Here is a 23,355-nt window from a genome sequence, read left to right on the forward strand (position 1 = left end):
ACATTATATACGAACTATAAACGAATAAACATAAATATTTATTCGTATTTTCAATCATTTCACTCAGAAAATATAAAATAAACATATATATTTTAAGTATTCTTAATACCAACTTGACAAATTGGATTAATATTTTTCATGCTGCTTTTATATAAGGGAAATATATAAGCTGACTAGTTCACTGGAGGCTCTCTATTCAACAAGGATAGGGGGTTTTTCGTTTTTATCATTGAGGGAGGATTACACGATGCAAAAGGGATCACTACGGATTATTTCCCTTATCATGAATGAGAAGCAAAATGGGGGCTTAGAAAATATGGAGTACCTTAATCTGCCGGACAGAATATTTTTCCATTGGCGCCAACAGCAATATCGACTGAACAGAGGGGTTTACAACACAATCGATCATTGGTTCTATGAATATGGCATTGTCCATATTCTTCACCGCCGGATCAACCTTTTAGCCTTTTTGGATTTCGCTTCTACCCCTGAACAAGAAGCCGGAAAAACAAAGTTCATTAAATTCGGCAATGGTGGCCTAAAGCAAAAGTTGCAGGAATTCATTGCAGATTAACCTGAATCTTATAAGGCCCTTATCAGTATTATGGCCCATTCTCCTCCTACTGGTAAGGGACACTTATACGAATGTCGAAATTTGCAATACGATTATTTTTGAAAATGTAAGCGCTTTCTATTATAATGAAATTAGGTTGGATGGCATGCGTGGCCGTCAAAGTATATGGCGTAGGTGGGGCCAATACTAGCGCTAAGGAGTTAATCTTCTTTTCCGCAAAACTATTAGAATTCCTTTTGGCAAGGGCTGCAATATTACTGGGGCATGGAGAATGTCCGTTAATTTTAGGCTAAAAAGCGAGTTAATCATGCAATCGATAAGTAAAGCATAACTTTACTTATTTTTTGCAGCAGCCCTCATCGTTTCAGATCTAATAGTTTATAAGACTAAAAAGCTCTTCCCCATGGTAACGGAGTTGAGCTTTTTCATTTGGACAAAATTCACATATATAATCCTGCCAAGAAAATCCCAAGCGACTTCTGATAAATCTCATCGAACTGTGATATAGGGAGGGGATTCGTTCCTTTGCCCAGCTCCACGGTAAACCCCGGCCTGCGCCAATCCTGAATGAACCAATCCTTATACCCTGCGTAACTATTGGCGGATTTGACAGGCTCATATCCACTGACCCTCGCAAACTCATTGACTATCGTTTCCGACTCAGGCGGTTCCAAACCTTCAAACCCCCAATAAATGACCTCTCCTTGGGTATGGAATGCAAGGACTTTGCCAAAATCACGTTTTCTTGTCAACTCTGACATTGCAATGGCTTCTGGCTGTGTAAGCGGCCCTTCACCGGAATAATTTGCCGGACCTGGCTCCGTTACATTATTGCGTTCTTTTTCCAGTTCCCATTTGGCGGGAAATTGATCATTCAGATCCACCCCGTTAATATTTGCTTTCCAGCTTGAGAAGTCTTCGCTTCCATTATTCCATTCCACGAGTCGTCGTCTCAATGACTCATCTGCAGGCGGGCCTTTCAGAACCAACTCCACTCCGTCCGGATTCACCATTGGGACGATCGACAGCATCGTCTGTTGATAAAAGGGAAACAGGGATAGACCGCGGATGTCAGCCTGATTCGTGATTGCAAGTAAATAATCATTTAAAAAGGTCATGATCACAGGCGTGGTTATCCACTCATTCGCATGAAAGGAACCATTATAGTGAACTCGTTTGTTACCATTTCCAATCTGCACTTCAGGGATATCCCTTTTAAGCACAGAGTCACCGATCGGGGCGGTTTTAATAAATGGATAGATCGTTTTCAAACGTCTTACATCGGTCATCATCGTCTCATAATCATATTCCCTGTTTCCTTGAATTAGCCTCCATGTAATTCTTAATGGCACAGAAATTGTCTGACCAACTTGCAGGGCATTCGGGTTGAGATTGGGATTAACCAATAATAGCGTATCCAAAGTAAGATGACGTGACCTGGCAATTGCCCATAACGAATCACCTTGTTTAATATGATAACTGGTCGTCGTAAAGCCAGGAATTTTGATTTGTTGGCCAATCATAAGTGCAAGTGGATCAATCCCACTATTGGAATCAATAATAAGTTGGTAATTCACCTTGAATAATTGGCTATAATACCACAAGGAATCATTTTGCCGCACAAAAACGTCCATACTGCACCTCCTCTTAACCAAATGTATGCTGATTCGATTTAATTATTGCCAACGCAACGCACCCTCACCAATAGAAAAGTCACTCCTCAAAACGAACCAAATTGGGGGCATCATCCAGAATGCTTACATATTGCTCACTACTTCCATATGTCCCCTCAGGGTCTAATTCCTGATATCTTTTGAATTTCGCCATCCGATCTTCTTCTTTGACCCAGCCCAGATGCTTTAAGCGAATGTCGGATAACTTGTGAGGCAATTCAAAGACATTTTCTGCAAATCTCCCACAATGCTGCGGCCTATCGTTCCATTTGCATTCAAACCCCTCCCGATACCTGACCAGGAACGGCCGGTAATACCGGTGAGCGCACCAGTGTTCATCCTCCCTGTAATGGGTTTCATTCCAAAAGTCATATAATCGGAAGCAATATACATCCACTTCTTGATCACTTATCAGCTGCCTGACTACCTCTTTGAATCTTTTTTCAAACATTTCATCAGCGTCAAGATTTAAAATCCACTCGGGATTTGACTTCACCGTCTCCGACCATTGTTGTTTACGCAGTTCTATTTCATTGGAGAACTTGGAGAGATCATTCCTGATGATACGCACCGATATCCCCTTCAATACCTCTAAACAAACCTCTGCGGAATCGTCCGTGCTTCCATCATCAATAATCACGGCTTCATCAATATAATCACGAATTTCCTCTAAAACCTTCCTTAGATAACGGTCACTTTCATTTTTGATGACCATGCTCAGCGTTAATTTGGGTCGGGATGCCCCTGAAGGTGAAGCCCCCCTTTTATCCGTCCGATCAAGGAATTCCATCGCACCATCCAGGTCCGAATCCCTGTATATATGATAAGCGGGCAAGTGGGTATCAACATACAGGGAAAACCCTAAAGCTGCCGCACGGATGCAAAAATGCCGGTCTTCACCCCAAAATGATAGATTCTCAATCATTTTAAAATTCACACCTGCTTTCAACGCTTTTTGGCTGATGAGTGTACAGGCACCCAGGCCCCCAACTTTATGAACACCAGGTGTTCTCATCTGTTGGATGTACGACTGATAACGTGTGGTGATCTCCGAGTCCGCCAACTCTTGACCGCGTGATATCTCCCATTGGGTGTATTCATCGTATAACCATACTTGGGGCCGTTCTTGGGCATCAGGCTGCCATTTTGTCCAGAAAATATTAGAGATGATATCCTTTTTGGCAGAAATAAGCTGCTTGATGGTCAAAGGGTATAGCAGGAGGTCCGAGTCGATTAGAAATAAATAATCATAGTCTTCCTTAATCGCGTGTTCGATCATCATATTTTTGAAATCAGCGACCTTCCATACTAGATTCTCATTCCAGTAATGGGTAATGCCATTACACACATATACATCGCTTTGATTGGATGCCAGTATCTTGACATTGTTCCGCTCCTGACCGAAATCCTCTAGCATTTTGCTTGATCGCTCATCTTCATTGTCATCAATGAAGATAATGCCAAGCTCCAGTCCCTCCACATCCAACCTTTTAAGTGAGAGCAGGAACTTTTGTAAAATATCTGGTTTCTGGTAAATTGGACTGCCTACTAACACCCGATTCTTTTTACTAGTCATAAATTCCACCCTTTATAATTTAAGTAACTGGCCCCCAATTAATCTGACAGCCTGACTTCCTTACAAACATTTATAACTATATATTCTTACCGAACTTGTCGGGTGCCACTTATATAACGGAGCCCTCCATAAACAAAACAAAACAGGCATCCATTCATGAATGGATGCCTGTTTGCATTTACTAGATTGGTAGTCCTATATTTTACACTTCTTGCGGTACAGATAAACCTAAACCTTCGGCTATGCGCGTTCCATATTCCGGATCGGCTTTGTAAAAATGGCCGATTTGACGAAGCTTGATTTCTTCTAATTCCACAGGTTTCATTGCGCCCACGATCGTGTCAACAAGGCGAGTTTTCTCTTCGGCACTTAATAGACGGTATAAGTCACCTGCTTGGGTGTAGTGATCATCACTATTATGACCGACTTGTGCAGCTTGCCCAGTCACCTCGAAAGGAGTGACTTTATTTTCCGTTGATTCGGCAGGGCCTCCAAAACTATTCGGCTCATAATAAACAGATCCCTTGCCATTGTCATCTGCACGCATGAAGCCATCACGCTGATAGTTATTCGCTTCCACTTTCGGACGGTTAACCGGAAGCTGGTTATGATTCGAGCCCACACGGTAACGGTGTGCATCTCCATAAGCGAATAGGCGTCCTTGAAGCATCTTGTCTGGGGAAGCTTCAATTCCCGGTACGAATGTTCCCGGTGAGAACGTGGCTTGCTCCACTTCTGCAAAGTAGTTTTCAGGATTTCTGTTCAATACCATACGACCAAGCTCGATCAGCGGATAATCTTTTTGAGACCATACCTTCGTCACATCGAATGGATCGAAACGGTATGTATCCGCATCTTCCAGAGGCATGATCTGAACATACAATTTCCATGCAGGGAAGTCCCCTTTTTCAATAGCATTGAAAAGATCTTCCGTATGGTAATCAGGGTTTTCACCCGCTAGTTTTGCTGCTAGATCCACATCAAGGTTTTTGATGCCCTGCTCTGTTTTGAAGTGGTATTTCACCCAAACGCCTTTTCCTTCAGCATTCACCCATTTAAATGTGTGGCTTCCGAAACCATGTGTATGACGGAGTGTAGCAGGAATGCCCCGGTCGGACATCAGGATCGTCACTTGGTGAAGAGATTCCGGTGAATGTGACCAGAAATCCCATACTGCCGTAGGGTTTTTCAAATGAGTTCTAGGATCTCTTTTTTGTGTATGGATGAAGTCGGGGAATTTAATCGCATCGCGAATAAAGAATACAGGCGTATTATTACCGACGATATCGTAGTTTCCTTCTTCCGTGTAGAATTTAACAGCAAATCCACGCGGGTCACGGACTGTATCAGCAGAACCCAATTCACCTGCAACAGTGGAGAAACGGATAAATAGATCTGTCTTCTTGCCCACACCATTGAAAAGTTTAGCTTTCGTGTACTGAGAAAGGTCGTTCGTTACTTCGAAAGTTCCGAATGCACCTGCACCCTTCGCATGAACTACACGTTCAGGCACACGTTCACGGTTGAAGTGGGCTAGTTTTTCCAATAAGTGTACATCTTGAATGAGCACCGGGCCGCGTTCGCCGGCAGTGACCGAGTTTTGATTATCCCCAACTGGCGCTCCCCAGCTTGTAGTAAGGTTTTTCTTATTTGTCATTATTGAACCACCTTTTCCTTATTATTTATGTATATAATGATAAAGCTTCTCAGAAAAAAATCAATACTTATTTATAATAATTTTAATATAATAATCAATTCATTATTTTTTTATTGCTATTACGATTTCAAACACTCCTAACATATGGAAAAACATAATGATGCAAACCGTTGAAGGAACCGCATATTCCCATAATTACATTCCTAATAATGGTATACGACCCTTATAACCAATATTCCTTCACGACAAGTGATTTTATCATTTCTCCTACCAATGGGTTAGTAATCGAGAATGATGCTGAATATGCATAGATACTTTGCGCTACTTCACCCATCTCCTTCTATTTATCTTATATCAAACCGAAGTGTTCTCCTGTGACTTTGTTCACTTCATCTGCCTTTTTTTACATGGTGAATAGAAGAATGCATAGAAACTAATTTTTCATTGCTTTTGTGAATCCTATCTTCAGCAGTACACTTCATGAATGGACTGAAACAAGAAGCCTTCACCCTTTATTTGCTAGAGCAAATGTAAACATACCGGTTTGTGTTCGTTTAGAAAATAAGATACTATTACGTTAAAATGACCGTCCAATAAGAGTAAGGGTGATATATATGAATGAGCGCAAACAATTGGTAGTTAAATATGCACACCAATTATTTATTGAAAAGGGATATCAAGCAACTTCCATTCAGGATATTTTAGATTATAGCGGCATTTCAAAAGGAACATTTTATAACTACTTTTCTTCTAAAAGCGAATTGCTTAAGGCAGTCTTCCTAACTTCGCAAGAAAAATTCGAAAAAGAGCGGAATGAATTGCTGATTGGGCAAAACCTTGCAGATATTGAGATATTCATCAAACAATCAGAATTACAAATGCACTCCAACAAAAACAATAAAATCTTTTTCTTATATGAAGAAGTAATGATTTCAAATGATTCCGAACTTAAGAACTTCATCACACATGCTAAATTCCAGCATATCCATTGGCTATCAAAACGGTTTCTGGACATTTTCGGTGCTGATAAAAAACCCTATATTTTGGACTGTGCCATTCTTTACTCGGGAATGATGCATCAAACGATTCATTTTAATGCTTTAGCTAAAGAGCCTGAATTCAACCCTACTGAAATTATCCGTTATTGCGTCGATAGGATTAAATCGATTTTCGAAGATGTCAGCCAGTCAAATGCACAACTTTTGGAACCCGACATCATAAAGCAATGGCTGCCAGAGTGTTTCCATTCACAGCAGGATTTTCATACTGCACTCCTTCACTCTGCAAACGACCTAAAAAAGAAGATCCTAAGGCTATGTCAAGATGATGAAGCAGAACGGGTTAAAAACCTAAAATTGATTCACTTTATCCAAGAGGAATTATTACAAAACGTTGAACCGCGAACCTTTCTCATTGAAAGTGCCCTGCTTTCCTTAAACACCAATCCAAAATTGCAAAACACATTGGAATTAAGTGAATTCGAAAAGATCATTGCGAACAATTAAATAGAAAAAGAAGACAAATGGGGTTCGGAATTTATTCCAAACCACAATAAGAATAAGTTAAACTAAATGGTTTTTTACTGTTATATGAAATCCTCAATGGATTGAAGAAAACTAGCTGAAACGTTCTTTTTAAGAGTTAGTAAAATAGAACATTGATTTCCTCTACAGGCACTCGCTTTCCGCGGGCGTCCAGGAGCCTCCTCGGCGCAAGCATGTGGGGTCTCCCTTGGACGTGTTTTTCCCTCAGGATCTCGAACACCTGCTCCAATCAACTGGACTGTTTTTAAAGAAAAACTGCTTTAAACCCTTTAATGGGCCTTTTTTCACTCTGAGTGAATACATATCGTATTCCTCTTTTTTTTTGTGACAATTCTGCAAACATATAACTGAAATTCATGGAATTTTAGTATAATGACTTGTAGTAAAGGTGACTTCAGAAGGAGTTTTTTCATGAACATAATCATGCGTTTTCTTATCAACGGGCTGGTATTGCTCGTTATTGACTGGCTTCTCGACTCCATCACGATTAAATCTTACGGAACAGCGTTGCTGGCGGTCTTTATATTATCCATCATGAACTTGCTGGTTAGGCCCATTCTCCAGCTTATCACATTGCCAATCACCATCCTGACGTTCGGGTTGTTCTCTTTCATTATCAATGCCTTCACATTCCAAATCACTTCCTATGCCGTCAGTGGCTTTGTCATAAATTCTTTTTGGGGAGCTTTAATCGGATCATTGTTATTGAGTTTCATTCAAAGTCTTCTTATAAAACAGAGTAAAAAAAAACGTCAGTAGCATACTGACGGTTTCAGACTGTAGACAACTCGATGCAAAAATCGAATTTTTCTACAGTTTTTTTGAGTTTATACAATATGAACGTTGATTTCCTCTATTGGCACTCGCTTTCCGTGGGCGGTCCGGGAGCCTCGTACACCCCGCTCCAATCAACTTTGTTTTAAAATTCAGATAGAAATCATAACTTGGGCCAATTGGTTACTGAACATCATTTAGTTGAGTTATTCAATTTCCTTTTATTTTTGACTTGGTAAAAGATACGCGTTCCGAAGTCAATCGCCAAAGTTTAGAACCTGTATTTTTGTTAAAAATCCCCTTCATTTCAAATGACTTACCCCTTTTTTCTACAAACTGAATCAGTAAGTTGGATACTGATTGTTTTTCGTATATATTTTTCATTTTCAAAACAGCCTTCGATATTTCCCGGGCTATATCCCCAAATTCCGCTAAGCTTCACTAGCTGTATTCTCTCATTTTTGACAATGCAGAAGGAGAAAGCGCCTCAAATCCATAACTTTACATATACATGCCGATTTCTCTCGAAATGGGTATGAATCGATTTATGGAGGAATGACATGTTCACAAAACCTGAACCAAGATTGGCCCTGCCCATTTTACTCGTGCTTGCTTTCTTTATTCCCAGTTTTTTCACTCCCCCATCATTAGCCGCGGCTGGCGATGGCAGCTTGTCATATCCTTACTCCATTTCCCAAGCGATTGCGAATCAAGACAGCACGGTTAAAACGGTCAGTGGCTATGTGACGGGTCAGCCCACTTCAGCCAATACCGTCGTCACGAGCGGCTATCCGAATGACTATGCCATAGCATTGGCAGAAAGCTCATCGGAAACTAACAATGCCAAAATGGTATATGTTCAGATTCCATCCTCCTTCCGCTCTGAATTTGGCTTAAAAACAAATCCTTCTTTAAAAGGAAAAAAAATCACCGTTACTGGCACACTGAGTGCCTATTTCACCCATCCAGGCTTAAAAGATGTATCTGCCATGTTTTCAGGGAATGATTCACCAGAACCGGAGATACCAGGGGTTGGCTCATACTATGATTCAGCCAGCGGAAAATCAGGGTTGGCGCTTAAGAATGCCCTCCATCAAATCATCGATGACCATTCGGAAATATCCTATTCAAATGTATGGGACGCTTTACGGAAAACCGATGAGGACCCGAATAACCCCAATCATGTCATTCTTCTTTATACAGGGCGCTCCCAAGGAAAAACGATGAATGGATCTGGCGTTAATGATTGGAATCGCGAGCATGTATGGGCAAAATCACATGGTGATTTTGGTACCACTTTAGGTCCCGGCACCGATCTGCACCATCTTCGGCCGACTGATGTCTCTGTCAACAGTACAAGAAACAACCTGGACTTTGATAATGGAGGTTCTGAACATACCGAAGCAATAGGAAATTACTATGATTCTGATTCATGGGAACCTCGCGATAGTGTCAAAGGTGATGTCGCCCGGATGCTGTTTTATATGGCAGTTCGATACGAGGGTGATGCAGGGGAAGTCGATTTAGAATTAAATAATCAAGTGAACAATGGTACCGCCCCATATCATGGTAAATTGGCTGTTTTACTGGAATGGAATGAACAGGACCCAGTAGATGCCTTCGAGCGTAACCGGAATGAGATCATTTACAATGAATATCAGCATAATCGCAACCCTTTCATAGATCATCCAGAATGGGCCTCCACCATCTGGCAATGATAAAACGAACAAGCTGTTCCTTATTTTCGGGGCAGCTTTTACACTATTAAATAACTAAATTTTTTGAAAAATCACATAATTATATTTTGGTTGAATAGCATTCCAATTAGTTTTGAAAGTTTGTTAGACGATGATAACAGATAGGATCGCTTCCGTGGTAAGCGTTTTCATTTTTTTCTTTACATTCTGACTATTAAAATATATTATTTAGTTGTAATATTATGTGAAAAACCAATGAATAATATGTATTCTCCTCTACTAGTGATAAAATGCTAGATAGAGAATATTAAACTCCAACATAGAAAAGGGGAAAATTATGCAAAACTCCAAAGAATCTCAACTGCATAGAGGTTTGGAAGAAAGACATATCGCATTAATGTCTCTTGGCGCAGCCATTGGAGTCGGTTTATTTCTCGGCTCGGCATCTGCAATTAAATTAGCAGGCCCAGCCATCATCATTTCCTATGCAATTGGCGGGCTTATGATCTATCTTATCATGCGTGCACTTGGTGAAATGGCGATAAAAAATCCTGTTGCAGGCTCTTTCAGTCGCTATGCAAGCGAATTTGTCGGTCCTCTTGCCGGGTATATAACCGGATGGAATTACTGGTTCGTTTGGATTGCCACCTGTATGGCTGAAATTACGGCAGTCGGAATCTATATGCAATTTTGGTTCCCAGGTACTCCGCAATGGGCTTGGGCGTTAGCCGCACTTGCCATCATGACAACGATTAACTTTCTTGCTGTAAAAGCTTACGGTGAATTGGAGTTTTGGTTCGCCCTTATTAAAATCGTAACGATCATCCTTATGATCGTCCTTGGCTTCGGAATGATCATCTTTGGACTGGGGAACGGCGGAATCGCGGTCGGATTCGGCAATCTTGTTGAAAATGGAGGATTTTTCCCGAATGGGATCTCTGGTGTCATCCTCTCGTTTCAAATGGTCATGTTCGCCTATTTGGGAATTGAAATGCTCGGTGTAACCGCAGGTGAAGTTAAAAACCCTGAAAAATCCTTAAAAAGAGCCATCGATACCGTTTTTTATCGGATTTTACTATTTTACGTTTTAGCTCTGACAGTCATTTTATCGATCACTCCATGGAATGAAATGAATGGAGAAAACAGCCCATTCGTTATGATGTTCGATAAAATCGGTATTCCAGGCGCAGCAGGGATCATTCAGTTTGTCGTACTGACAGCAGCCCTTTCATCTTGTAACAGCGGTATCTTCAGTACAGGAAGAATGTTATTCAACCTAGCGCAGCAAGGTGAATCACCAAAAAGTTTCGAACGTACAACAAAGTCAGGCATTCCTGGCGTTGCCATTATCGTTTCGGCTATCGTGCTTCTTTTCGGTGTTTACCTTAACTACATGGAAGCCGATAAAGTTTTCACTTACGTCACAAGTGTTGCTACATTCGGTGCCCTCTGGACATGGGGAACCATACTTGTCACACAGATCATGTCTAGACGGAAAATGAGTCAGGGAGAAAAACAAGGCTTATCTTACAAAATGCCTCTTTTCCCATTCACTTCTTACTTAACTTTAGCCTTTTTAGTATTCGTAATGGTAGTACTCGGTTTTTCAGCAGATACAAGAATCGCTTTAATCGTTGGTCCGATTTGGATCTTACTGCTGGTAGCCCTGTATTATGTGACCGGCTTACATAAACGGAAAAGATAAATGTCAGAGGGTGCCAAGCTAATTGGCACCCTCTCTTTCTGCCTTCACCTTTTACCCCTTCTATTGATCACCCAATGGACCGCCGCACCAGCTCCGACCAAAATAATGAGGATAGGCAAGTTTCCTATTATAAAAACAATGATTCCTGAACCCGCTTTAAGTAATAGATTCGCACTTGTTGCAAGTTGTTTCTTCGTTCTTTCCCATGTATTCCATTCTTTATTATCAATGCCCGGCACAACTATCCGGTCCTGTGATAACGTGATGGTCACCGTCGAATATGAAGTCTGGTTCTCAAGATACTTCATTTGCCCGGTCAGCTGCTCTATTTCTTCTTGCACCACGGCAAGATCGGATGATATTTTCAGCAAATCCTCCGTCTTCTCAGCATCCTTCATGAATGCAAGCAACCTTTCCTCTACTGCCCTTTTTGACTTCAATCTTGCTTTTAAATCTACATATTGCTCCGTTACATCCTGTCCTGTCACATTCCTTCCGACCACTTCTGAAGCCTCGCCCTCGCTATCGGCTAGAAAATCCTGAAAATGGGCTTCAGGGACCCGAACAGTGATCGTTCCTTCCACCAGTTCTTCATCTTCTCTGTAAACATTGGACTCGACAACATATCCCCCGTATTCAGCCACCTTATTCTCAATCTTCATTTGTGCCTTTTCGAGGTTCTTCACCTTCAACTCAAGCTGGGCTTGATGGATGACCTTTCTTTCATCTGTCACCCCTTCCTTTTCCGCTGCTTCTTCCTGCTGCACCATATTCCCGGAAATTGAAGCGTCCATTTTACTTTCCGCCTTTTCATCCTGTGATTTCGATGCTGAATCATCTTTTTCATTACTGCTGCATCCAGAAAGTAAAAGGAACAAACAGAACATAAACATCAGTGTTTTACGGTTCATCGGTATTCCCCCTTTTCTTAATAGTACCGACGTAAAGTTTGGAAGAAAGTTACACTTCTTGATTAAAGAGAATGATTTATTTTCAGATAAGAAGGTAAAAGTATAAGAACATCCAAATAATGAAGAAAGAAGAGGATTGCATTATGAATTACGGAAAATTAGCAAAAAGTGTATGGATACCTGTGTTCGGAGGTTCACTTGTGGGGATATTCGCCACAAGGAATTCCAAAGAAATTTATGACAAACTCAAGAAACCGTCTTTTGCACCTCCTTCCTGGACTTTCCCCGTTGCTTGGACCAGCCTTTATACAATCATGGGAATAGCGAAATATCGCATTGCATCCAAAGAAAAAGCATCGAAGTCCGCTGAACGCCTCTATGATACTCAACTAGGGTTGAATTTCTTATGGTCTTTTTTATTCTTCAAATGGGGCTTGCGCGGAACAGCCTTTATTGAAATGGCTGCACTGCTGACCTTGATTACATTAACGGCATTCGAGTTTTATAAAATAGACCGTACATCCGGTTTAGCCATGGTTCCCTATATTGCATGGGTCACCTTTGCATTGGGATTGAACTTCTCCATTTTCAGAAACAATTAATCACAAAAGGAAGCGCCCCTTCTATTAAGGAGCGCCCACTTAGAGTTTCACGAGTAAACTTCTATTAATTATTGATATTTGTAATTCTGCCTTCAATATCTGCCGTGATTTTCCCGCCTTTGAACGTTTCTTTTACATAGTTAACGAATGCTTCCAGATCAGCATGTCCAAACACACGCTCTTTTCCTTTCAGGACGGTATAGTTATCACCGCCGCTTGCCATGAAATCATTGACGGCCACCGTGTATGTTTCGGTATCCTTGATCAGTGTTCCGTCCGCTTTCTTCAATAAGGTGACACGTTCCGTGACAGGTTTACTGAAGTCGGCTGTATAGCTCAGTCCAGAAATTTGCAAAGTTTTCGGAGATCCTTCAACGATCCATTGCTGTTGAAGCAGCGTTTTCACTTCCGCTCCAGTCAGTTCCAGCTTAACCAATACGTTTCCGAACGGCTGGATTTTCGCTAAATCGGAAAAAGTGACTTCCCCCTTTGGAATATCTGCACGAATTCCGCCTGGATTCATGAAGGCAAAATCGGAATTCAAATCTGCCTTCATGGAATCGGCAATTAAATTCCCAAGGCCCGTTTCCTGCGTATACGCATTGGCTCTTAAAATTTTCTCATCCGTTGTCCCAAGCGGGGCTTTCAACTCGGGGAACATGTCTAGATAGTCGTTAATGAATTTCGTCGTCCCGGCATCCGGTGTGATGCCATCTTGTGTAACCGTGACAATCTCAGCTGACTTTTTGACAATATCCTTAGTGTTTGGATCGATTTCCAAATCCACATCTTCAAAAGCCGTTCCATAAGAGTAAGCTTGTACAATCAATTTATTATCCACATAGTTGTTGACCTTTGCATGATTATCCCCTGCTAAGATCACATCTACTTCATCATCCACAGCATTAGCAAGATCAGCCACTTCGCCTGTGATGACCCCTTCTTTTTCAGTGCCTGGGTCATGTGAGATGATCACAATCGATTTTACGCCTTTTTCCTTCAACTCGTTAACCGCCTTATTTACGGCAGGTGCCTGTTCTATGAATTCCACATTCTTAATGCCATCCGGACTTACTTTTTGAGGTGTGGCATTCGTGACTACACCTATGAACCCAATATCAATCCCGCCGACCTTTTTTATGACGTAAGGATCCAAAATCGGTTTTTTCGTGTCTTTATATACGACATTGGCAACTACATATGGAAAGTTCAATTTATCGAATACCACATCGGATGTTGGTGACTTTCCGCCATTGATTTGAGCCATCAGGGTTTCTACCCCTTTGTCGAACTCATGGTTCCCGACAGTTCCGACATCGAATTTCATATTATTCAAAAACTGAAGCGTCGGTTTGTCCTGGATCAAAGAAGAAACGGGTGCACTTGCCCCAACAGCATCCCCTGCTGAAAGTAAAAGTGTATTTTCAGGGTTTTCAGCTTTACGCTTCTTTAAGTGCGCAGCTAAATAATCGGCACGCCCTTGTTTGATACCGCCAAAATCAGAAGTGGTATCAAGCTGGCCGTGAAGATCATTGATCCCGAGCAGTTGCACCTTAACGTTTTCTTTTCCCAAATTATATTTGTAAATGCCAAAGCCTTTATCATCCTTTTTGCCTGTAAAGGAAATCGGGCTGTCTTCCTTTAAATATTCCGCACCTTTTGGTGATGAGGTGAAAGTAACGTTCACCTTGCCTGAAATCGGGGCAATCGACCAGTTATTATCAGCAGTTGGATTGATCTCACCCTCTTGTGTGATGTAATCCATCAAGATCTGACGATTTTCATCCGCAGAGTCAACTACATATTCGCTGCCCTTGACTCCCGGGAAGTTCCCCCCGCCCGAAGCACGATAATTATTCGTCACGACGATGAAATCTTGATTTGGGTCCACTGGTTCACCATTATATTTCAAATCTGCAATCCTGCTTGAATCCGACACTTTTATCCCTTTTTCATCATAGCGCGGAGCCTTGGTGACATCGATTTGATACGTAACGCCATCAATCACATCAAAGTTATAAACGGCAAACTTTCCATTAAGCAGCTCCTGTTCCTCAGATTTGGCAGGATCGATTGTATTGTATTTCCCGGCAGACATCTCAAGCCACTCTTTAACAACTGACCCTTTGATCTTGATTGCCTTCAAGGTGTTATCGTATAAATATAAATCACCGGCGCTGCGAATGGTCAGTCCGCCTTCCTTGATTTCGGTGAATTCCTCGACACCATTTCGACCCGCTTTGAAAGGGGCTCCTACAGATAGAATCGGCAAGTCTTTGTATTCAGGGCGGTTGCTTTGGATGTATTTTTCTACATACCATTTCTGTGCACTCGTCACGACCTGTACCGAAGGATCGTCTTGCACAAGCGCGAAATAACTATGAATTGGAGCTGTCGTCGTTCCAATTGGCGTGTTGACATACTTGATCGTTCCTTCGTGATCCTTCTTCACGGCTTTGACGACAGATGCATCTTCAGCTGCTTTTTTTCCTGTTAATTTATCGTTGATTGCCCGTGTTGATGAATCAGAATTGACGACTTTCCATTTCCCCTTGATATTCTGGATATCAAGATCGATGATCCCGAGATTACTGCCGCCATATCCTGCTTGAACGGCTGGTACACCATTGATGGTACCCTTTTTATTATCCACGCCTTTAAGGACTTTTCCTTGGCTATCTTTGAATAGGCTGTCTAAAGAAGCCTCATCTTGAGCCGGAAAGACCTTATGCGTGTGGGAGAAAGTGATGGCATCGATGCCGGATACCTTGCTTAATGAATAGATGACATCCTCTGTATTCTTGATATCGCCATTAAACCCGGAATGCGTGAGCGCCACGATGACATCCGCGCCCTTTTTCTTCATTTCAGGTACATATTTTTTTGCAGTCGTGATGATTTCTTTTGTAATGACCTTACCTTCAAGGTTCGCTTTATCCCAATCCATGATTTGCGGAGGGGCGAATCCAATGTAGCCTATTTTTACTGATTTTTCTTTTCCATTGATGTCTTTTACTTTCTTTGTGACGATTTTATAAGGAGTATATTTATTTTTATCATTGTTTGAATTATTGTCTTTATCTTTTTTATAAACATTGGCATTGACATAAGGGAAGTTTGCATCGTTGATGGCCTCGTCCAAATAAGCTAAACCATAATTGAATTCATGATTGCCGAATGTGGCCACATCATAGTCAAGCAAGTTCATCGCTTTATAGACGGGATGGACTTCACCTTTTTTAAGTGGCGCTATTTTTGCTTTGTACGTACCTAGCGGTGTCCCTTGAATAAGGTCGCCGTTATCCACTAAAACGCTATTTTTCACTTCTTTTCGTGCCTGTTTGATTAAAGAAGCCGTGCGGGAAAAGCCGACAGAGTCCGATACGGCATCCTTATAGTAATCATAGCTCACCAGATTAGTGTGTATATCTGTCGTTTCCATGATCCTTAGTTCAAAAGGTGCATCCGAAACGGAGACTGCCAGGCTGTTGCCGAAGTTACTCGTATTGCCGTTATACTTGGAGACAACCGATACTTTGATCCAATAACCCGATTGGTACGAGTTGAAATACGCAGAGAACTTTTGGGCCGATTTAATATCCGCCTCAATGGCTGATTGTGAAATGACCTTCGTCCCATTCATTAATTGGAAGACAACGGTTTCATTTCCTTTGTTTCCTTTTTTCGGTGTGACCGTTACAGTCGCTTTGGTGCCTTTTGAGTAATGAACAGTAGGAGTTGAAATGGTAAATGGTTCAGTCTTGACCGGTTTCTTATTAGACTCATTGGCGGATGTCTCCCCCGGTACGGTAAATGGGGCTGCAATCAAACTCACAGCAAGTATTGGAGCGAGCATCTTATTAACATGCATTTTGAACGACATACTTCACAACCCTTCTATTTTTGTAAAATGCTAGAATAATATATCATGATTTTGTCGAATAAACGCCAAAATTTACTGTAATATTACGAATTTTGAATAAATGGTACTTTTTATCTATTTTCATTCACTGAACATGGATCGTTTTTCCTTCAAATATATATAAAGGGCTAGCCCATGCACATGAGCTAGCCTGCTTACACCGTATAGGATTTCAAGATCTTTCCTTCTTCTTCGACGCTCTCTACTTCAACAGTAAACGGAAGCGCCGCTGAAGTTAGTCCGCTTGATTATTATAAGACCAAGGCACTCCCCCCAGCATACTCCCAATTGAAAATGAAATGCTTACTGAAGAATCTAATAAATCATCTCAAAACCAATGAAATAAATTAAGTTCGTTATTATTCTTTATGGTTTTCTTTATCTATTAATTTTTTCTCATTCGTTTTTTGGCAAAGTTTCTATAAACAAGGTTTCATCAAAACAAAAGTGTATTTTAACGTAACTCAAAATAAAAGTCATAAAAATGTCACTTATGTAAAAATTTCTTGGCCTATATAATTACATTTATGCTTAAAAGAAAGGATGTTTTTATTTGCCTAGTAATAAAAAGGAAGGTATAATCTTTGGACTTTTTATGTGTTTTGGTATGGTCTTTATTATGACCGTTTACAACACCACTTTACACGGTTTTTCATCGTTTACAGTAGGGGGTGCAGTGATTCAATTTGCGGTAACATTTATCGTCGCTTTAATTGCAGAGTCAATAGTTGAACCGAAGGCGCGTAAACTTGCATTATCACTGCCTTATGATAAATCGAAAGAAACCAACTTTATTATTGCAAATGCCTTTTGTATGGTCCCTGTAATGGTCCTTATTATGTCAGTATATGGGCTTATTTTAACTAGTTTAATGATAGGGATTGAGGGTTCAATTTTCATAGCTTACCTTAAAACAGTTGGTCTAAACTTTATCGTGGCGCTTCCATCACAGTTACTATTTGTTGGACCAATCTCACGCTGGTTATTAACCAAATACATTAAACCAGCGACACAAAATCCAAAATTAACAAAAGTTTGAGTGCGTAAATAGTAATATTTATTATGTTATATCCTGCTGCGTTAAGACGAAAAAATACTTATATTATGAATTAACCAGTCCCTGCTTGTCCTCCCTCCATAATCCCCTTTTTTTGAAAAAAACCTGCGGGATTCCTTTAAATTAAAAAACTGGTAAAGCAAGTTGCATTACCAGTTTTAAAAGTATAAAGCCTATAAATCCCGATCTATTAAACTGGCGGATACTGGTTCGACGCCCATCTCCCTCGACCAAATGGACAGCTGGCCTATATGGTGAATTTCGTGTGCTATCAGATGGCGCAGTATCCTGCCTTTTTCGTATGTCCCCTCCATCCAAGCTGGTTGAATCATTCCGTTCTCATCTTCAATGGCATGCGAGTTCAAATAGTCAATGACCTCAGAATGATAACGGATAGATAAATCCTCCACTTTTTCGATCGTATCATAAGCTTCCAAATCGATCGCGACATCAGGCTTCCCTTGTATGGCCCTGATCCAGCTGCATTCGACATCAATGATATGGGCAAGTGTCTTCAATATATTCCCCATCCCTCCTATGCGCTGCCGTTTCAGCTCCTCATTCGGTAAGGACCGGCACCACTTGAACCACTCATTTCGGACCTGCCAATTATAATTGAATAAAATCAACATCCGTCCCATCCACCTCACACTTAATGTCATCGAAGTATCCCTCAGCCTTTGTATTGATAATAATCCTGTCTTTGAATGGTTTTGAATCCACAAGATTCATAGAGTCTTAAAGCATGCTCATTAGTCGCCTCGACCTCGAGAAAAATATCATATCCCAGCTGGCTTTGTTCGGCTACGACCTTTTTCAATGCCTTTCTGCCAAGTCCTTTTCCCTGGTATTTTGGCAAAATGGAAAATCCATAAATCCACGCTTCCCGTCCTGAGTGATCAACACGGATCTTACCGACTGCAAGGCCTCCCTTTTCAATCATCATGGTTTTCAGAGTATCCTCATATAGGATGCGCTGATAATAATCCTTCGCTTCTTGTTTCGTAAATTGGAAACATTGAATATCCAGCTCAATTTCCGTTTCCTCATCATCTCTCCGTGAAGGGCGAACGACTGCATCACCATAATCGGCAAGCTCCGTTTGTGACCATTTCATTTGAAACTCTGAAAAAGCAAACTCACAATTGAGCTGTTTCAAAAATCCTGTTCCTGAATGGGATTGAGCCGGTGAGTTCAAGAGAATCAACTTATAGTTGCGCTCCACTGCACTCCTTATAGCCTCTTCCAGAAGCGTTGTAAAAATGCCTTGCCTCCGGTAATCAGGATGCACCATCCCGCACATCTCCGCTTTGTTTCCAAAATCGTATAGACCGAGAAAACCAACAAGCTTCAATCCTTCATAGTGAAGAAAGTCATTCTTATTCACGCCATTTCGACTGCGAAGTGTTTCCCAGTTCAGCTTTAAAGTAAAACCTTCCCGTTCACATTCATGCTGCAGGATTCGAATATCTTCTAGCTGTATATCCTTCAAATTCTCCACCCCTTTTCCATATTATCAGTTTATTACCAAAAAATAAGAAAAACAGCATCCTTTTACTTGGATGCCGCTTATTATCATAAGTTTATTGATGATGTTGTTTTTTTAAAAGTATTTTCACTTTAATCCATAAAACTAAAATCGTATGAGGGGAGGATTTCCTATCTAATTCCATTGACGGATGAATTATAGTAGTAAAATGATTCCAAATGACGATTATTTTTTACCTGTTTTGTGCTATATTCCAAATAATGGTTTACCATTTTTTATTTGAGTTTAAGGGAGGGGTGTTTGCAAAGTCTTGAGTTTCAGATAGTACCCATTTCTTTATACCCGAATTCCGGACCCTTTTTTGAATAGAATCCGAAATTCGGTGTTTATCACCTGGCACATACGTCCTGAGGTTATCGTTTTTTCGTTTTATGAGCGGACTTTTTTAAGTTCTCTACGTCCGTTGTCAGTTCTTTTAATTGTTTACCGAAGCGGAAGAGCAAAAACATAGAAACGACGAATGGATAGCCAAATTCGCTAACTAATGAAACCCACATAGTAGCATCCTCAATCATCATCCTCTTCACCCCTTTTCTTGTATCTGATATCTAAAGTGAAACTTGTTTAAAAAAATCAATCTAGCACTATTGATTCATGGAAAAAAGAACGAATGTTCGTATATAATTGATTTATTCCCCTTGTCTATCACTTTATTAATTAAAGGAGGGATAACAATGAACCAATTAACTTCTCATTTTTTTTCTCATTCATTGGAGTTTCTGCAACAACAGTACTCATCTTTCTTTGAACAACCGATCATTCAAGTATTTTTACAGAACCCAGAGCATTTAAAGATTTTCACGGAAACTCTTGATTCCCCTTCTTCCCACAACCTTTGCCATCTCAACGAGACATTCAAAATTTTCTATTACCGGGCTAAAGTTTACAAATACATGTGCTCCTTAATTTACTTTTTCTCTGTTGACTTTGATAAAAGGGCACGGAAACAGCGGGAACGCTATCGAATGGTCCTTGATGTGGCACCAAGGGATACTGGCGGATTGATCGATCGAATCGGTACTATGGACATTCAACTTGAAAAGATGGGGGAAACGAATGATCTCGCTTCACACATAAGTGATGAAGAGATGATAAAAGCCTTGAAAAAGTTAACAGTCAAACAAAGTCTGGTGCTCACCATGATCTTTTCCTACGGCCTATCCAACAAGGAAATTGCTGCCTATTTCAATGAGTCGCCACAGAATATCTCAAGCATCCGTAAACAAGCTCTAAAAAAACTGCGAAAGCACTATATGGATGAGGTATATGTTAGAAAGGAGAAAAGCCATTGTGGATAAAAAACTGTCAAAAGAAGAATTGTTGGATCTAATCGACTCTTTGAATCCTAAAATAAAAAAATCGTTAAAAAACACGAACTATCAAGACCGGAATGATCTGGAACAAGAAATCAAACTCAAGATCATTGAATCATATGAAAAAATCGCGGCAATCGAGGCCCCTAATTTTGAGGAGTTCCTTGCAGAATTCCTTACTAAGCAAAAACATTGAAAAAGTACCAAGTCCAGAGCAAGAATGCTGGACTTGGTACTTTTTTTTCTGAATATCAGTATGATGGTTTCATTGTCAGCGTATCACCTTTTGGATCGTCTAAAGTGGTTTTATGATAAGTACCCTCTGCCCAATCATCAAGCTGATCGTGATACCACTCACTTTTCACGTTACCTGATTGACCCGGGCCAACGAGGTGATAGCCTTGATTCATGTCGGCTAGGTCGATGACAAATCTCCAGGAGCCGCCATGATTAACGGTTCCATCATCTAAAAATGCAGCCGCCTGTACGGTGACACTGCTGCCGCCTACCGGCATTCCTCCGCCGCTGTTAAATAAATAATTTAATGGGGCGACACTCGATAGCGGGTGGTTAAACCTGACCTGATGATAGTCTCCCCATTCCCAATCGGCTATATCGCCACCTTGTGATTCTTCAAGTTCCGTTAAGGTCCCCTGCAGCGACTTGGCAAGCACTTGCTCTAGTCCGCCCGCCTCTTCAATCCAAGGGCCCGGCTTACCGTCCAGTGCCCGCCTTAGTAGTTCATCGACGGCCGAACGCCTTCCATTAAAGAGGTTGAGGGTTTCTTCCGGTATTTCTTCCTTAAGCAGAACATCACCTATTTTTCGCATCCAGACATTAAAAATCATCGGTGCCGCTTCATCAACGGAATCTATATGATTCCATTTTTTCAGAATCGTTAGTGCCTGGTCTTCCTGTTTCCCCCATGGACCTTTCAAAACATCTACGAATTGAGGAACAAACTCCTTGGCTTGCAAATTCACTGTATCCATCTGCAGGCTTTGCATATCCTCGGCCGTAAGCTTTTTATTGGCTTTTAAAAACTCCTGTATCCTCATCTGACGGTACGGCTGTGCCCAGTTATTGCTGATGTGGTAAGGATAATCATCTGAGATGACTTTATTATTCGCTGTCGAAATGAATCCCTCTTCCGGATTCACCGTTTTTGGAAGTTCATCAAAGGGAATATAGCCTTTCCACTCAAATTCATCCGTCCAGCCAGGTACAGGCAGCATACTATCGCCTTTTTTCCTGATTGGAATTTTCCCATTCGCCTTATAGGCAATAGTCCCGTCGACTGAGGCAAAGACAAAATTCTGGGCCGGTGTTTCGAATTGCAAGAGAGCCTTTTCGAATTCTTTCCAGCTTCCCGCTTTATTCATATTCAGTACCGCTTCAAGCTCGGCAGATGGATCAAGTGCCGTCCACCTTAATGCAAGCACAGTATCTTTTCCGCTTTTCCCGGCAAACTCGGAGACAACCGGTCCATGGCGGGTAACCGTCACTTTATAGTCGAGTGTTTTCCCATCCTTCACCTTGATGGGTTCGTCCAAAATTTCAGCTTTTTCCCAGTTACCTTTGTAGGAGAATTCTTTCTCGTTTTCCGGGTTTCTCCTCTCAATATAAAGATCCTGTACATCCGGACCGGTATTGGTCACACCCCAAGCCACCTTTTCGTTATGACCGAGGATGATTCCCGGAATACCGGCAAAAATAACACCGCTCACATGGACCGACGGGGCCTCCAAATGCATTTGATACCAAACGGACGGTGTAGCTAATCCCAGATGGGGATCATCGGCCAATAACGGCTGACCGGAATCCGTTTTCTTGCCTGAAACTACCCAGTTATTGCTGCCGTTGAATTCATAAGGAATAACGGCCCCGGCAAAACTTTTTTCAATATCCAGTTCTTCCTTGCTGATGATATATGGAGCGCTCTTTGGATAATTAGGGAATAAATCATATGCCTTTTCCTTTGGGAACGTTTGCAGCAAATACTGCCTAAACGCCTGATCTTCCCAGTTCCCGCCTAAATCAAATGCCATATATTTACCGATGGTCAGCGAATCGACGGGTGTCCACGGCTCTGGTTCGTATCCAAGCAGAGTGAACTCCGCCGGCCATTTCCCATTTCCCTTCAATTCATTGATATAAAGATTTACCCCCTCGGCAAACACATCCAAGGCTTCTTTCCCGTTACTAGTATATGCTGCATAAGAGGCTTCAGCCGCCCGCCTCAACCCTAGTGTACGGAAATACTTATCGTTTTTGACGGTTTTCTCACCAATCACTTCACTCAATCTCCCAGAAGCCTGACGCCTGCTTAAATCCATTTGAAATAAACGATCCTGTGCTTGGATATACCCTTGGGCTAAATACAAATCATGTTCATTCGCTGCGTTGATATGCGGGACCCCACTTGAATCCCTCACTACCGTAACCGGTTTCAAAAGACCTGGAAGCGATATTTCCCCCTTCGTTACCGGCAAGGACCTTGAAAGAAATACATTTGCAGCAATCAAGACAGACAACAAAAGCATCATCACGATTCCAAAACCCCATAGCACCCGCTTTCTCCACTTCCGTTTTGGCTTTTGCTGAGGTATGGCAACTTCCATCGATTCATCTCCCTCTCTCTCCCCATAAAACTCTCTTTCTTTCTATTTAAGATATTCCTCGTTTCCACCCATCTTTCCTACCAACATCCTTACATTCTCTCTTTTTATTTCAGTAAGGCTGAAAAGGTTCAAGGAAGAATTTTTCCTGCGCAAGGTCGAATTACTACCGCGAAATTGCTC

The 23,355-nt window shown here is 41.3% G+C and carries 18 protein-coding genes; 9 read left to right on the plus strand and 9 right to left on the minus strand.

Translation table 11 applies throughout. The features are described from left to right. Positions 1-247 precede the first annotated feature (247 nt). Entirely contained in the window at positions 248-574 is a 327-nt protein-coding gene (locus ACFVS1_RS17955) for a hypothetical protein (RefSeq protein ID WP_387549514.1), read from the plus strand. Positions 575-1,014: 440 nt separating this feature from the next. Here ACFVS1_RS17955 and ACFVS1_RS17960 read toward each other — a convergent pair whose 3' ends face one another. The 3 genes from ACFVS1_RS17960 to katA all read right to left on the minus strand — a co-directional run bounded on the left by ACFVS1_RS17960 (position 1,015) and on the right by katA (position 5,480). After that, entirely contained in the window at positions 1,015-2,208 is a 1,194-nt protein-coding gene (locus ACFVS1_RS17960; protein ID WP_352926450.1) for a M14 family metallopeptidase, read from the minus strand. Between the two features lie 79 nt (positions 2,209-2,287). Further along, the gene (locus tag ACFVS1_RS17965; RefSeq protein WP_352926452.1) at positions 2,288-3,823 is read right to left on the minus strand and encodes a glycosyltransferase family 2 protein; all 1,536 of its coding nucleotides are present in this window, start codon (positions 3,821-3,823) and stop codon (positions 2,288-2,290) included. Between the two features lie 202 nt (positions 3,824-4,025). Then, complete coding sequence (katA, locus tag ACFVS1_RS17970; RefSeq protein ID WP_352926454.1) at positions 4,026-5,480, minus strand: catalase KatA; 1,455 nt, start codon at positions 5,478-5,480, stop codon at positions 4,026-4,028. A 614-nt stretch (positions 5,481-6,094) separates the two neighbouring features. On the opposite strand from katA, the gene ACFVS1_RS17975 reads away from it, so the two are divergent. The 4 genes from ACFVS1_RS17975 to ACFVS1_RS17990 all read left to right on the plus strand — a co-directional run bounded on the left by ACFVS1_RS17975 (position 6,095) and on the right by ACFVS1_RS17990 (position 11,200). Next, positions 6,095-6,985 (plus strand): TetR/AcrR family transcriptional regulator, encoded by an 891-nt coding sequence (locus tag ACFVS1_RS17975; protein WP_352926456.1) that lies wholly within the window; start codon positions 6,095-6,097, stop codon positions 6,983-6,985. Between the two features lie 450 nt (positions 6,986-7,435). Beyond that, complete coding sequence (locus ACFVS1_RS17980) at positions 7,436-7,783, plus strand: phage holin family protein (RefSeq protein WP_352926458.1); 348 nt, start codon at positions 7,436-7,438, stop codon at positions 7,781-7,783. Between the two features lie 575 nt (positions 7,784-8,358). Next, positions 8,359-9,516 (plus strand): endonuclease, encoded by a 1,158-nt coding sequence (locus tag ACFVS1_RS17985; RefSeq protein ID WP_352926460.1) that lies wholly within the window; start codon positions 8,359-8,361, stop codon positions 9,514-9,516. Positions 9,517-9,832: 316 nt separating this feature from the next. Beyond that, positions 9,833-11,200 (plus strand): amino acid permease, encoded by a 1,368-nt coding sequence (locus ACFVS1_RS17990; protein WP_387549518.1) that lies wholly within the window; start codon positions 9,833-9,835, stop codon positions 11,198-11,200. Positions 11,201-11,244: 44 nt separating this feature from the next. Here ACFVS1_RS17990 and ACFVS1_RS17995 read toward each other — a convergent pair whose 3' ends face one another. Then, entirely contained in the window at positions 11,245-12,111 is an 867-nt protein-coding gene (locus tag ACFVS1_RS17995) for a DUF4349 domain-containing protein (protein WP_352926465.1), read from the minus strand. A 143-nt stretch (positions 12,112-12,254) separates the two neighbouring features. On the opposite strand from ACFVS1_RS17995, the gene ACFVS1_RS18000 reads away from it, so the two are divergent. Next, positions 12,255-12,713: a TspO/MBR family protein gene (locus ACFVS1_RS18000; protein ID WP_387549520.1), complete on the plus strand. Its 459-nt coding sequence runs from the start codon at positions 12,255-12,257 to the stop codon at positions 12,711-12,713. Between the two features lie 64 nt (positions 12,714-12,777). Here ACFVS1_RS18000 and ACFVS1_RS18005 read toward each other — a convergent pair whose 3' ends face one another. Continuing rightward, the gene (locus ACFVS1_RS18005; RefSeq protein WP_387549522.1) at positions 12,778-16,596 is read right to left on the minus strand and encodes a bifunctional 2',3'-cyclic-nucleotide 2'-phosphodiesterase/3'-nucleotidase; all 3,819 of its coding nucleotides are present in this window, start codon (positions 16,594-16,596) and stop codon (positions 12,778-12,780) included. Positions 16,597-17,188: 592 nt separating this feature from the next. On the opposite strand from ACFVS1_RS18005, the gene ACFVS1_RS18010 reads away from it, so the two are divergent. After that, positions 17,189-17,674 (plus strand): DUF2798 domain-containing protein, encoded by a 486-nt coding sequence (locus ACFVS1_RS18010; protein WP_387549524.1) that lies wholly within the window; start codon positions 17,189-17,191, stop codon positions 17,672-17,674. Between the two features lie 191 nt (positions 17,675-17,865). On the opposite strand, the gene ACFVS1_RS18015 is transcribed toward ACFVS1_RS18010, so the two are convergent. The 3 genes from ACFVS1_RS18015 to ACFVS1_RS18025 form a co-directional block, all read right to left on the minus strand. Continuing rightward, positions 17,866-18,324 carry a DinB family protein gene (locus ACFVS1_RS18015; RefSeq protein WP_352926478.1) on the minus strand — a complete coding sequence of 153 codons (459 nt, stop codon included), beginning with the start codon at positions 18,322-18,324 and terminating at the stop codon, positions 17,866-17,868. A gap of 41 nt (positions 18,325-18,365) precedes the next feature. Continuing rightward, entirely contained in the window at positions 18,366-19,184 is an 819-nt protein-coding gene (locus tag ACFVS1_RS18020; RefSeq protein ID WP_352926481.1) for a GNAT family N-acetyltransferase, read from the minus strand. A 410-nt stretch (positions 19,185-19,594) separates the two neighbouring features. Then, a complete protein-coding gene (locus tag ACFVS1_RS18025; protein WP_081088496.1) occupies positions 19,595-19,759 on the minus strand; it encodes a YvrJ family protein in 165 nt (54 codons plus the stop codon). A gap of 156 nt (positions 19,760-19,915) precedes the next feature. Between ACFVS1_RS18025 and ACFVS1_RS18030 the strand changes: the two genes are divergently transcribed. Together ACFVS1_RS18030 and ACFVS1_RS18035 are read left to right on the plus strand one after the other, a co-directional pair. Further along, positions 19,916-20,539, plus strand: a complete 624-nt coding sequence (locus tag ACFVS1_RS18030; protein WP_387549527.1) for a sigma-70 family RNA polymerase sigma factor — start codon at positions 19,916-19,918, stop codon at positions 20,537-20,539. Continuing rightward, the gene (locus ACFVS1_RS18035) at positions 20,532-20,750 is read left to right on the plus strand and encodes a hypothetical protein (RefSeq protein WP_241592828.1); all 219 of its coding nucleotides are present in this window, start codon (positions 20,532-20,534) and stop codon (positions 20,748-20,750) included. Before ACFVS1_RS18030 ends, ACFVS1_RS18035 begins: the two co-directional genes overlap by 8 nt. 55 nt (positions 20,751-20,805) lie before the next feature. Here ACFVS1_RS18035 and ACFVS1_RS18040 read toward each other — a convergent pair whose 3' ends face one another. Further along, positions 20,806-23,175 (minus strand): penicillin acylase family protein, encoded by a 2,370-nt coding sequence (locus tag ACFVS1_RS18040; RefSeq protein ID WP_387549529.1) that lies wholly within the window; start codon positions 23,173-23,175, stop codon positions 20,806-20,808. Positions 23,176-23,355: the final 180 nt, after the last annotated feature.

The organism is Peribacillus sp. NPDC058075, assembly GCF_042885195.1.
Classification (GTDB): Bacteria; Bacillota; Bacilli; order Bacillales; family DSM-1321; genus Peribacillus.